Raw genomic sequence first — 12,451 nt, 5'->3', positions numbered from 1 at the left:
AGCCTCGGTCACGTTCAGGTGCTGGGCAACCATCGATGGCGGCGTGAGGGAAATCCAGTCGGAAAGGGAGACATCTGCGAAATAGGGAGCTCTGAACACTTCGAGAAACTGCAAATCGGTATCGCCAGTGTTCTTGATATAATGTCCGCGGTTCTTCTTGACCTAGCCGACGTCGCCCGCGTTGAGATCCATGGTGACGGCGTTCGGGCCGGTGTCATTTGGCCTTTGCCCTTGATCCAGTACTGCCATTCGTCGGCGTTGGAGCGCCAGTGCATCTCCCGCAGGCGTCCTGGACGCATGGTGACCAGTGCGGCGGCGACCGTTGTGGAAACGGTGAAGTTGCTGTCGGCGATGCGCACCGAACCGCCCTTCGTCTCGCGCGCCGGGGCTCCCGATCGTGGATTCTTCGCGTTGATTGCACCCTGCGGAGGATCGTTTGGATTGCCGAAGGTGATATCACTCTTCACCGGCGCGGCATTCGCCGTGGTCATTGTCGCTGCCGTCGTCGCCCCACCGACGGCGGTCGCCGCCAACATGTCACGCCTCGAAAACATCGATTGTTCACCTCTGTGGCAGAACGAAGAGAATGGTGGAGATAGTCGCGGGCTTTTTCTGCGCCATTATATAAAGATTTAGGCTCACCCGCGCGTATTTTGACTCAGGCGCTGCCCAGCCAATACTGGCGGCATTGGCACGGCTGTGATCTTCGATCATTCGGCGGGCGCAGGTGCTGTTTCGCCGGAAGCAACTTGCTTCCTCTTTTCCCCGAACAGCCGGGTTTGCAGCCGATCGAGATAGATATAGACAACCGGCGTCGTATAGAGCGTGAGAATCTGTGACAGGGCCAGACCGCCGACAATGGCGTAGCCGAGCGGTTGGCGGATCTCCGAGCCGACTCCGGTGCCGATCATCATCGGCACGGCGCCGAGCAGCGCCGCCATCGTGGTCATCAGAATGGGGCGGAAGCGCTTGATGCAGGCCTGATAGATTGCCTCCTCGGTTGACAGGCCTTCGTTCTGTTCGGCCTGCAAGGCGAAATCCACCAGCATGATGCCGTTTTTCTTGACGATGCCGATCAGCAGAATGATCCCGACGATCGCAATCACGCTGAGGTCGTAGTGAGCCGCCATCAGCAACAGCAGCGCACCGACGCCGGCCGAGGGCAGGGTGGAGATAATGGTGATTGGGTGGATCACGCTTTCGTAGAGCACGCTGAGAATGATATAGATGACGAAGAGCGCGGCGAGGATGAGAATCGGCGTGCTCGACAACGATGCTCCAAATGCCTGCGCATTGCCCTGGAAACTGGTCTGCACCGAGAGCGGCGGATGCAGGTCCTTTTCAGCCGCGTTAATGGCGCTGACGGCTTGTCCGATCGCGGTGCCCGGCGCGAGATTGAACGAGATCGTCACCGACGGAAATTGTCCGGTGTGGTTGACCACGAGCGGGGCGACCTTCACCACCGAGTCGATCAGCGTCGACAACGGCACCTGTTGCCCGCTTGACGATTTGACGTAAATGCCGTTGAGCGCCTCTGGGCCGTACTGGAATTTGGGATTCACCTCCAGAATGACGTGGTATTGCTGAAGCGTGGTATACATTGTCGAAACGATGCGCTGGCCAAAGGCGTCGTCGAGCGTGTTGTCGATCGTGTACGGCAGGATGCCGTAGCTCGAGGCGACCTCGCGCTTGATCGTGATGTCGAGCAACGGCCCGGAACTGAGCTGATCGGTAGTTACGTCAGTGATGCCCGGAATTGCCTTGAACTTGTCGAGGAACAGAGCAGACCAGTGGCTGAGCTCGCCGGGGTCGGCATCGTTCAGCGTGTACTGGAACTGGGTCTTGTTGAGCCGTGCCCCGACCGTGATGTCCTGGGCTGCCTGCATGTAGAGCGAGATGCCCTGGATCTTGGCCAGATTGGTCCGCAGCCTGGCCATCACCTTCTCGATCGACTCGCGCTCGTTGGCGGGCTTGAGCTGAATGAAGACACGGCCATCGTTGAGCGTGTAGCTACCCCCACCGGCGCCGACAGCCGAACCGACGGTGGCGACAGCCGGATCCTTCATGATGCCGTCGAGCAAGGCTTGCTGGCGCTCCTTCATCGCCTGGAAGGAAATATCCTGCGCCGCCTCGGACTGGCCGATGATCAATCCGGTATCCTGCTGGGGAAAGAAGCCCTTGGGAATGATGACGTAGAGATAACCGGTCAGCGCGACCGTGCCGAACATCACCATCAGCGTGATGAAGCGGTGCCGCAGCACGACTTTGAGGCCCGTCTCATAGGCATAGAGCAGGCCGTCGAAACCGCGCTCGGACATCCGGTACAGCCATCCGTGTTGCTGGCTCTCCGGCTTGAGCAGGTAGGCGCACATCATCGGCGTGAGTGTGCGCGAGATGATCAGCGAGAGAACGAGCGCCACGCTCACGGTCACTGCGAATTCGCGGAACAGCAATCCGACATAGCCGCTCATCAGGAACAGCGGAATGAACACGGCGATCAGCGAAAACGTAATCGCCATGACGGTAAAGCCGATCTCGCCGGAGCCCTTGAGTGCCGCGTCATACGGCGACATGCCATCTTCGATGTGCCGCGTGATGTTCTCGATCTCGACGACGGCATCATCGACCACGAATCCGACCGCGATCGACAAGGCCATCAGCGAGAGATTGTCCAGGCTGTAGCCCATCTCGTAGAGGATCGCGAACGTGCCGACCAGCGACAGCGGCACGGTGACGGCAGGGATGATGGTTGCCCAGAGATTGCGCAGGAATATGAAGATGACCATGACGACGAGCGCAACTGTCAGCAGCAACGTGAACTGCACGTCGGCGACTGATGCGCGGATGGTCTGGGTGCGATCGGATATGACATTTATCTTGACGGCGGCCGGGATCGAGGCCTGAAGCACGGGCATCATCGCCTTGATTCGCCCCACGGTTTCGATAACGTTGGCGCCGGGTTGCCGCTGAATCGCCAAAATGATCGCCCGCTGACTGTTGTACCATCCGGCGATCAACTCATTCTCACCCGCGCTGATGGCGCGGCCGATATCGCGGACGCGAACCGGCGACCCGTTGCGATAGGCGATGACGAGGTCGGCATACTGGTCGGGCTTGAACAACTGATCGTTGGTATTGAGCGTAAAGGTCTGCCGCGGGCTGTTGAGCGTGCCCTTGGGAAGGTCGACATTCGCCTGCCCAAGCACCGTCCGGACGTCCTCGAGGTTGATGCCGCGGGCCGCCAGCGCTTCCGGATCGACCTGGATGCGGACCGTCGGCTGCTGCGTGCCCCCGATGCCGACGAGGCCGACGCCGGATACCTGCGAGATCTTCTGCAGCAGGATATTTTGCGCGTAGGCGTCGACGACCGTCAGCGGCAGGCTGTCGGAGGTGATGCCAAGAACAAGAATCGGCGTCTCTGCCGGGTTGACCTTTCGGATCTGCGGCGGATAAGGCAAACCGGCCGGCAAATAGGCGTTCGCGGCATTGATGGCTGAGAGCGTGTCGCTGACCGCGCCGTCGATCTGCCGATTCAGGTCGAACTGCAGGGTGATCTGGGTGTAACCGAGCGCGCTGGCGGATGTCATCTGGGTGAGACCCGGGATCTCCCCGAATTGTAGCTCAAGCGGGGAGGCCACCGTGGACGCCATAGTCTGCGGATCGGCGCCAGGGAGCTGTGCGGTCACGGTAAGCGTCGGATAATTGACGTTGGGCAGTGACGCGACCGACAACAGAGGATAAGCGACCAAGCCGCCCACCAACAAGGCGACCATCAGCATCGCGGTCGCGATCGGCCGATAGATAAACGGCGCGGAAATGTTCATGGGATCGGCGCCTGTAGCGCGTCCTGCGCGGCTTCTTCCTGCGCTGCCTTGCCGTGCAGCGTCACCACATGCACGCCGGGCTGCAGCTTGTATTGCCCGTCGGCCACGACCTGCTCGTTGGCCTCCAGGCCGGAATCGATCAGTGCCTGGCCGTCGCTGATTTGCGCGACCTTGAGTTGGCGGATTGCGACGGTGTTGTCCGGATTGACCACATAGGCGTAGGGACCGGTCGAACCTTCCTGCACGACGCCCGCGGGAACGGTCAGGCCGTTGTGCCGGGTGTCGACGAGCAGCCGCGCATTGATGAGCTGGCCTGGCCAGAGCTTGCCCGACTTGTTGGCAAAATTGGCCTTGAGCTGGATCGAGCCGGTGGTCTGCAGGATCTCGTTGTTGACGAGGCCGAGCACTCCCTGATCGAGGAGCGCCCTATCATCCTGGCTGTAGGCGAGGACCGCAAGCGGCTTCTTGGTCGCTTGCTGTTGCTGCTGGATTTGCGGCAGCGCCTTCTCTGGAAGCGTGAAGATCAGCGAAATCGGGTCTAGCTGCGTGACGACGACGAGGCCGTTCGCAGTTGACGGACTGATGATGTTGCCGACGTCGATCTGACGAATCCCGACCACACCATCGATCGGCGAGGTCAGGCGCGTGTAGCTGAGTTCGACCTTCGCCGAATCGATCAGTGCCTGATCGGCCTTGACGGCCGCCACCAGTTGCCCCACTTGCGCCTTCTGGGTTTCGAGCAATTGCGGAGTTGCCCAGCCCTTCTGACCCAATGTGGTGTAGCGGGAGAGATTGGCCTGAGCGTTGATGAGCTGAGCCTGATCGCGCTCAAGATTAGCCGTGTATTGATCGATCAAGGCCTGGTAGGGTCGCGGATCGATCTGCGCCAGCAGGTCGCCGGCATGCACGGCCTGGCCTTCGGTGAAGTTGATGCTGACGATCTGCCCCTGGATCTGGGCCCGCACGACGTCGGTGTTATACGCGATTACGGTGCCGACACCGGTCAGATAGATAGGCACGTCATGTTGGGCGACCGTCGCAGCGACAATCGGCACCGCGGGCGGAGCGGGTGCTGCAGCGACTTTCGCGAAGGGGTGGGCGTACATCAAGTACAAACCACCGGCCGCAAGCACCGCAGTAAGAACGGCGACAGACATGGCGACTTTCTTGTTCATGGTCGTTCTCGCTCGAGGATGAAAGATCTTATCTAGCAGCCAGTGGCCGACGTCCCTGGGGTCAGACACGGGAACAGGTTTGTTGCCGTGGATGAAGCAGCGGGCGGAGGGGCAACCGTGGGGATTGTCGGCAGCACTGCACTCGGTCCCACGGTGGGCGCTACGGTTAGGGTCGGCACCGCTGGTGTGGCACTGACCCCAAGATTGCTAATCTCCGTCGAGCCCAACGGAATTCCGGTTCGAGCGACACCGCCGGGCGCAGTGGGCGCCGTCGAGGTTGGAGTGGATGATGAAACCACGCTGCTTGAGCCCGAGCCGCACATTCCCGACATTCCCGCCGTTTCCATCGTTCCTGAAGTTGCCGAAACTCCCGACGTGCCCAGGATGCTTGACGAGCTCGATATCCCCGACGAAGTTGACGCTCCCGACATTGTCGGGCTGCCGGTCATCGCTGCGCTGCCGGCCGTTGTTGCGGTGGCGGGTGATCCTGTTCCCATCCCCATTCCGCCGCCATCGAAACTCGCGGTGGACCCGAACATTGACGATGGCGACGTCCCCACAGTCGAACATGCCGTACCGCTAGCTGTACTCGGAATGGTGATTGTGCCCGTTACGCCGGTGGGTGCGGGACTGAGTCCTGGAGAAGTGATCTCAGTGGAGCCGAGCGGGATTCCGGTCGGTCCGACTGACGTACCTGGGCTCACCCCAAGCGGCGACGTCGCACCAAGGGTCGGCGTCGTCACCATTGCACCAACTTGCGCGATGGCCCCGGTGGAAGTCAGGAGCGCCGGAAGCATCGCAAGACTCAACGAGAATCTTAACCGTATTCTCCGTGTGAATCCGGCGGCGCCGAGGCCAGAGCGCATCGACGACTCGGAGCGAGTTTCTGCGATTTCGATCACGACAGCCTCGCGGACCATTCGAGCAACCGCGATTGGCGGAATCGACAGCGGCAGAGTTGAAAGAAGAAGGGCAGCATGGAGTCGCTCCAAAGGAATGATTGAATGACCGCAGGATCGTCGTTTTGGTCGGCTCTAAACGCTTCAATCGTAATTGGCCGGACCATCAAACCTGTTCAACTAAATTTGCGTTTATTCTTTCTGATACGATCGCCGCCCAAGACGGCTCCTCGACCGTGAGCCGAATCTGCTCCTCACCGAATGATGAAGGGGCTGACCCCGGCCATTTCGGTTCTCAGACAACTAAAAGTAATTTTACTTGAACCGTTGGCGCTTCCTGCCGATGTCCATGGACTTTGCCTGATGAAGATAATCGGGTCGGGAAACACCTCAGCGAAACATTGCCGCAACTATGGAGAGCACAATGAGCGAAGACGATGTCGCGGGCGTGGGCGGCTACGATGGAGCTGCAGCCGGGTGGGGGATCGGAAGCGGACGGGCGTGTTATGCCGAACCTGACAGGTCGCGTCCAATATCGCGCAGGGCTCAATCGCGGCCTATTATCCGGAGGCGAATGTGCTGGTTGCGCTCGATCATTACGACGCGAAATCCGGAACACCTTCCTACAAGTCGACGCCAGTTCTGCTTCAGGTTCGCGAAAACCACGTTGCGCCGATTGGTTGAGACCGCCAACGATTAGATCCGATTATGCAATAAATAGTTTAATGGGAGCTAGCAAAGGCCGCCTCGTCGTCCAGGCGAAGCGAAGCTCGCGAGCCGGAATCCATAACCACCGATTGTAGTTTTCGCAAAGGTACCCAACAGCTTCGGTCGCCACGAAGGCCCGTGGTCATGATCCTTGGGTTCGCAGGGAAGACGATTATCGAGAGCATTATGATACGCCGGCTGCTAAGAAGGCGCCGCCGAGCGCATGAGTACAGCTAGATGTAACGCGGTTCACGTCACCTGAAACGTTGTGCGTGAAGCGAAGGCTTTCTGATCTGTGGCTCAACAACCCGAACTGTGAACGCTATCTGCAAGATCCGAGCTCCGTTCGGGCGCCTCAAGGCTCCTGCATCGCCGCCGGCGCTAGTGCAGCGTGGTTCTTTGCCGCTTTTCGCACCTTCTCGAACGCACGCGCCTCGATTTGCCTGACGCGTTCACGCGACACGTTGAATTTGACCGCGAGGTCCTCCAGCGTCTGCGCTTCGTCCGTCAAATGGCGCGCCTCGAAGATACGACGCTCGCGGTCGTTCAGTAGAGCGATTGCAGCGACCAGCGCCCTGCGTCGGTGGTCTTTCTCGTCCTGTTCGACGACGATAGCTTCCGGCGAGGGGGACTGGTCAACCAGATGTTCCTGCCATTCGGTGGGTTCGCCCTGTTCATGAATTGGTGCATTGAGTGAGGCATCACCGCCGAGGCGTCGATTCATGTCGACAACGTCCTGGCCCGTAACATTGAGGCATTTCGCGATCGAGGTTACCTGATCGGGATGTAGGTCGCCGCTTTCGTATGCCGCGATCTTGCTTTTTGCCGTGCGCAGCTTGAAAAAGAGCTTCTTCTGATTGGTGGTGGTTCCGATTTTCACAAGTGACCACGAGCGCAGAATGTAATCCTGTATTGAAGCCCTGATCCACCACATCGCATATGTGGCAAAGCGAAAACCTTTTTCGGGCTCAAAACGGTTCAATGCCTGCATCAGGCCGACGTTGCCCTCGGAGATGATCTCCGAGATGGGCAGGCCATAGCCGCGGTAGCCCATGGCGATTTTGGCGGCGAGACGAAGATGACTTGTCACAAGCTGGTTCGCGGCATTGCGGTCGCCGTTCTGGCGCCAACGTTTGGCGAGGTTGTATTCCTGGTCCCTTTCGAGCATCTCGAAGCGCCGGATGGTGTAGAGATAGTTCTTGCCGCTTCCATCTCTGGCGAACCCTGGTTCACGCTTGGCTGCAACCGTGAGGCCTGCGAATTGTCCTTCAACGCTCATATCGATCGCTCCGTCGTGAAAAGCTGGATACTGTCTGCCGTTCGAAGCTCGAGCGGACCACCAAATGATATGCACAGGCCCTGGCGGAGCCATTAAATTGGCGTTTAGGGGCGCTAAATTCGAATTCAATCGGGAAACGTCGCCGAACGAGCGTGCACGTTTTCGCCACGCCTAAAAAAAGTTTTAGTGGAGACGATTTGCTCGTCCCTTCGAATCCGCCTGGCGAGGCATGAGTTCGGGCGCTGGCTTGCTGAAGAAGGAGCGCCCTGCGTTTGCAATCAGGTAGTTTTGACTCTGATGCGAGGGGTAGGCCCGTGCGGTCAATAACGACGGCAGCCCAAACGTTCCGCTGCAAAAACATCGGTTCATATCAATTGGCGAAATTGGATGGCTAAGCCTGAACTTCTGTCGGCTGCACTGTCCGCTGCAGTCCTGCTCGTAACTCCCGCGATGGCTCGCGAGAGCCATCAGCCGCGCGGCACCGCGCGGCGGAAGCCAATGCGAGTATCACGCCTGGCGCGCGCTATATTGGCAAGGGTGATGGTGTTCGCGGCAATCGCATTAGCGAGGGCTTCGGTGGCGGCGGCTACGGTTTGCATGGACCCAGCGGGTACAGGAACCGCGATGTGTGGGGTCACTGGGGTATTATGGACCCATGGTTCCTGTAATCTAGCGCTCACGGACGATTACGTGTTGGCTACCGCCCGTTTGACCCGGAGGATGTGTTGGCAACGTTGTCGTGTCGGTGGGCGGCATCTTCGCAAGCTGCTGCGGTTACCGCTAAGCTTTGGCGTGGCGCGGCGATATGGGCTGGCACGTCTCCCGGTACAGGAGTCGATCAATTGGGGAGAAGGAGGACATCAGGCGGACGAGCCCGATGTCTGCTAACGACCAAAGCAGATTGAACAGCACCGGCGGCCCCACGTGGCACCCGTGGAGCCTGTCGCCGACGCTTAAGTGTCGGCTGCGTACAAGCATTGCAATGGTCTTGCAGAAAGGCAGGAAAAGTCTCAAAATTCACGTTCGGGGGTCTTCTTTGGATCCCGACTCAGTGCGACCCGTTGGATCTCAGATTCGGCAGATTTTTTCTCTGGCCGATTAGGAGGACGACATGGCGACATTCACGCGATCGAAAAGGCTACTGGCTTCCGCGGGAGCTGCGGCACTCGGCGGCTCTGCACTGGTGACGTTGCTGTCCGGAAACATCATCACCCTCGCGGGTGGCGCAGTCGCCATGGACGTATCGCCGCCATTCGTCGGCGCGGAGTTTTCGGTTTGCAGCACGCCGGCTGCAACTGGCTCGCCGAACATGACGCTTCGCCTGACGCAGACAGAAGTGCCACGCGCCGAGATGAGCGCAGCCAGCTCCGCGCCAGCATTTGCGGAAACCGAGCCGCCGCTGTGGGCCGGCCTCGGCTCCATCACTTACAAAATCACGACCGCGAACGAGCGCGCACAGGCTTATTTCGATCAGGGCCTGCGTCTCGCTTATGCGTTCAATCACGACGAGGCGCAGCGCGCGTTCCGCATGGCGCAGAAGCTCGATCCCGACTGCGCTATGTGCTTCTGGGGCGAGGCGCTGGTGCTCGGTCCCAATATCAATCTTCCGATGCCGGAGGACGCGGTCGCGCCCGCCTACGCTGCCGCGCAGAAGGCCAAGGCGCTTGCCGGCAAATCCAGCCCACGCGAGCAGGCGGTAATCGGCGCTCTCGCGGCACGCTACGGCAGCGATCCGAAGGCCGCCCGCACAACGTTTGATGCAGCCTACGCGGCAGAAATGGCGAAGGTGGCGACGCAGTTTCCCGATGACGACGAAATCGCTACGCTCTATGCCGAGGCGGTCATGGATCTCAGCCCCTGGGACTACTGGAAGCCGGGCGGCCGCGAACCCAAGCCGCAGAGCGTGCCGATCGTGCCGACATTGGAGCGCGTGCTGGCTCGCAATCCGAATCATCCCGGTGCAATTCACTTCTACATCCATGCCGTCGAGGCGTCGGACCGGCCCAAGCGCGCCGAACCCTATGCCGACCGACTACGCGGTGCGATCCCCGGTGCCGGCCATCTCGTGCACATGCCGAGCCACATCTACTATCGGGTCGGCCGCTATCTCGACGCGCTGGAAGACAACAAGGCTGCGGTCAAGGTCGATGAAAAATACTTGGCCGACACCAACGCGCCGATGGGGGTCTATCGGCTCGGCTATTACCCGCATAACGTGCACTTCGTGATGGCGTCGGCGCAGATGGCTGGCGACGGCCAGACCGTGATCGCCGCCGCCGAGAAGCTGCGCGATCTCATTCCCGACGAGGTTGCCCGTGGTAGACAGCCAGTCAAGGCGGCGCCTTATTTCGCGCACGCGCAGTTCAGCACGCCCGAGACCATCCTGGCATTGCCCGATCCCGGCGACGCCATCCCTTATGTCAAGGCGATGTGGCTCTACATGCGCGGCGTAGCACTGGCGGCGCGCCGTAACTTCGCGAGCTCGGCGGCGGCCGCCAATGCAATCGAGACCCTTGAGCGCACCGCGGACTTCAAATTGCTGAAGGATTCAAGCGTCCCGGCACAGGAGGTGCTCCGCATCGCGCGCACACTGATCCTGGCGCGCGTGGCCCAGGCCAAAGGCGACAACCGCACCGCAGTCGTGCGGTTCGAGCGGGCGGCTGCGTTACAGGACGCGCTGCCCTACACCGAGCCACCATACTGGTACTATCCGATTAGGCAGTCTCTTGCCGCTGCCCTGCTGCAGGCTGGCCGCTACGATGAGGCCGAGCGACAGTTCCAGCGTGCGCTCAGTCGAGCGCCATCCAACGGCTGGTCGTACTACGGGCTGGCGGAACTGCATAAGTCACGCGGCAACATCGCCGCGGCGCGCAAGGCCGAGGCTGACCTTGCCAGAACCTGGATAGGCGACCGCAGGCTTTTGCAGATTTCCAATCTCTAAAACTTGCGCGTAAATCAGACGAATATCCCTATGATCGCAGTTTCGAACGCTTCTCGTCTGTATGCTGAAATGCTGCTCTCCGGACTCGGTATCACGCATCGGCTTAAGACCGTTGTAATCGGCGACGAACTTTTCGCATGGGAAGCCGCATCCAATGCGATACTTGGAGGGATTGCGCGCCGTGAGGGTGGGCCAGGGAGCGGAGAACTGACGATCCGATCGTCGACCAAGCACATCGTCAGGCCGCCGAGTTGCGGTTCCGCAATCAGCGCCGTCGCGTGGTCCTTGTACCTTGGCATGAAGTCATGGAAGCACAATGATCCAGGCGCGCCGAACGCTTCGCGCTTAGCGCAGGCGCGTACGTTTGCTTTCCGCCAACGACCTTGCCGGCGTCGTTTCGAACGGCGCCTGACTGGCTACCTCAAGACCGTTACCAACGGAGGATACGGGTTCGATCATTTCCGTCATCGCGAGCGGTCTTGCCGTAACACTGCGCTTCATACGCCACGGTAGTTTCCAGACACTGTTTGTAGCTCGTAAGCTGCAATCAGTGCCGCCCAGGTTATATGCCAAACAGTAGTGCCCGCGGGGAACAATGGGCCCGGCAGTTTCTGCGGATACTGAAAAGGCAAGCGCAGACAGCGCAGTCGTGGACATAAGTAAGATTGCCTGAGCGATTGTCATCATGGCCTCCAACTTCGGTGTCATCAGACAGATGAGAGCTGACGTTGGGAAATGGATTAAAAAAAGTTTTATGTTCACTGAGTGCTTCATCATCGCTGAGCCGCAGATGGGAATAGATCAAGTCGGGGCTAGAAATTGCCTCCCAGGACCCGACAGGTTCGTTGGCGTCTTGTTCGCCAATCCAGGGCGATATCGGTCTGGATTCGTTCTTGGCGCCGGCGAATGCGATGGGGCAACCGTCCGGCGGTGCGATCTTTGGTATCGAGCAAGCATGTGAGACGATCGCGCGACACGCGAGTTCTGGCAAATCAGACGGCAGAATAAATTCGTATTTACTCGTCAAGCGCGCCCGAGCCTCTATCTCTTCCCTATCTCTCAGGTGTTGCACTTGTCTGCCTTGTGCAACCCCCGAATTCATTCCGGTAAGTGCCAGAGCTCCCCAAACAGGATCGCTCAGTGCCCGCTGGAGCCGAGAGCCACAGCTGTAGGGGTGTGCCTACGGCGGGCGGGCGTTGATCAATTGCGGAAGTAGCGCAGGAGCCCCGGTAATGACCTTGTTCCATCAGTTCAGCGTTTTTGCAGCATCGCGTGGCGAGGGCCTGCATCCAAAGCTCCGGGCCTTACTTGAGCGTGCGGACGCCTCTCCGTTTTCGGAGTTCTGGCTGCGCCGAGATGGCATGATCCAGGCTGGACCGAGCCCGGATTCGGAAGTCGTCTCATCACGGGTCAACGTGACGCCGTTTTCGCGAGAGCTGGCCCGCCCCGTTGTTGCTGCGCCTAAGCCCGAAATACAAAAGCTATCGACGGCAAATCCGAAACGAGACCGTACCGTTTAGTTATGTAGGCTGTCTCGATGAGGACGGCACACGGTGCTTCGTCCCGTCAAAATGAGCCGGGCAGGGGCCAAGCGCCGGCGATCGAGCCCGGCCCGTTTCGTCCGA

At 59.8% G+C, this 12,451-nt stretch carries 8 protein-coding genes and 1 pseudogene; 5 read left to right on the top strand and 4 right to left on the bottom strand.

Annotated features, from left to right (window positions below):
- Window positions 1-14: 14 nt before the first annotated feature.
- Window positions 15-359, bottom strand: coding sequence for a cupin domain-containing protein (locus KIP88_RS48205; protein ID WP_308163610.1), 345 nt, complete (start codon window positions 357-359; stop codon window positions 15-17).
- Here KIP88_RS48205 and KIP88_RS48200 point away from each other — a divergent pair.
- Complete coding sequence (locus KIP88_RS48200; RefSeq protein ID WP_308163617.1) at window positions 298-636, top strand: hypothetical protein; 339 nt, start codon at window positions 298-300, stop codon at window positions 634-636. The genes KIP88_RS48205 and KIP88_RS48200 overlap by 62 nt on opposite strands.
- Before the next feature lie 74 nt (window positions 637-710).
- Here the strand turns inward: KIP88_RS48200 and KIP88_RS19930 are convergent, their stop codons facing one another.
- Together KIP88_RS19930 and KIP88_RS19925 are read right to left on the bottom strand one after the other, a co-directional pair.
- Window positions 711-3,824 (bottom strand): efflux RND transporter permease subunit, encoded by a 3,114-nt coding sequence (locus KIP88_RS19930; protein WP_214489655.1) that lies wholly within the window; start codon window positions 3,822-3,824, stop codon window positions 711-713.
- The gene (locus KIP88_RS19925; protein ID WP_214489654.1) at window positions 3,821-4,999 is read right to left on the bottom strand and encodes an efflux RND transporter periplasmic adaptor subunit; all 1,179 of its coding nucleotides are present in this window, start codon (window positions 4,997-4,999) and stop codon (window positions 3,821-3,823) included. The genes KIP88_RS19930 and KIP88_RS19925 overlap by 4 nt, the downstream gene beginning before the upstream one ends.
- A gap of 282 nt (window positions 5,000-5,281) precedes the next feature.
- Here KIP88_RS19925 and KIP88_RS19920 point away from each other — a divergent pair, with 282 nt between their 5' ends.
- A complete protein-coding gene (locus KIP88_RS19920) occupies window positions 5,282-6,007 on the top strand; it encodes a hypothetical protein (RefSeq protein ID WP_214489653.1) in 726 nt (241 codons plus the stop codon).
- A gap of 954 nt (window positions 6,008-6,961) precedes the next feature.
- Here KIP88_RS19920 and rpoH read toward each other — a convergent pair.
- Window positions 6,962-7,885: an RNA polymerase sigma factor RpoH gene (rpoH, locus tag KIP88_RS19915; protein ID WP_214489813.1), complete on the bottom strand. Its 924-nt coding sequence runs from the start codon at window positions 7,883-7,885 to the stop codon at window positions 6,962-6,964.
- A gap of 1,111 nt (window positions 7,886-8,996) precedes the next feature.
- Here rpoH and KIP88_RS19910 point away from each other — a divergent pair.
- The 3 genes and pseudogenes from KIP88_RS19910 (at window position 8,997) to KIP88_RS19905 (ending at window position 12,346) form a co-directional block, all read left to right on the top strand.
- A complete protein-coding gene (locus KIP88_RS19910) occupies window positions 8,997-10,826 on the top strand; it encodes a tetratricopeptide repeat protein (protein ID WP_214489652.1) in 1,830 nt (609 codons plus the stop codon).
- 24 nt (window positions 10,827-10,850) lie between these two features.
- A pseudogene (locus KIP88_RS46575) lies at window positions 10,851-11,010 on the top strand (haloacid dehalogenase); the annotation flags it as partial.
- Between the two features lie 1,048 nt (window positions 11,011-12,058).
- On the top strand, window positions 12,059-12,346 hold the full coding sequence (locus KIP88_RS19905) for a hypothetical protein (RefSeq protein WP_214489651.1): 288 nt from the start codon (window positions 12,059-12,061) through the stop codon (window positions 12,344-12,346).
- Window positions 12,347-12,451: the final 105 nt, after the last annotated feature.

Origin of the sequence: Bradyrhizobium sp. SRL28, from assembly GCF_018596315.1 — a bacterium.
In the GTDB taxonomy this organism is placed as follows: Bacteria; Pseudomonadota; Alphaproteobacteria; order Rhizobiales; family Xanthobacteraceae; genus Bradyrhizobium.
Note: the sequence above shows the minus strand (reverse complement) of the source record. Positions and strands in the feature narration are given on the sequence as shown.

Coding starts and splice junctions, on each gene's coding strand:
- KIP88_RS48200 (WP_308163617.1), top strand. CDS start 298: ATGGTGACCAGTGCGGCGGCGACCGTTGTGGAAACGGTGAAGTTGCTG.
- KIP88_RS19930 (WP_214489655.1), bottom strand. CDS start 3,824: ATGAACATTTCCGCGCCGTTTATCTATCGGCCGATCGCGACCGCGATG.
- KIP88_RS19925 (WP_214489654.1), bottom strand. CDS start 4,999: ATGAACAAGAAAGTCGCCATGTCTGTCGCCGTTCTTACTGCGGTGCTT.
- rpoH (WP_214489813.1), bottom strand. CDS start 7,885: ATGAGCGTTGAAGGACAATTCGCAGGCCTCACGGTTGCAGCCAAGCGT.
- KIP88_RS19910 (WP_214489652.1), top strand. CDS start 8,997: ATGGCGACATTCACGCGATCGAAAAGGCTACTGGCTTCCGCGGGAGCT.
- KIP88_RS19905 (WP_214489651.1), top strand. CDS start 12,059: ATGACCTTGTTCCATCAGTTCAGCGTTTTTGCAGCATCGCGTGGCGAG.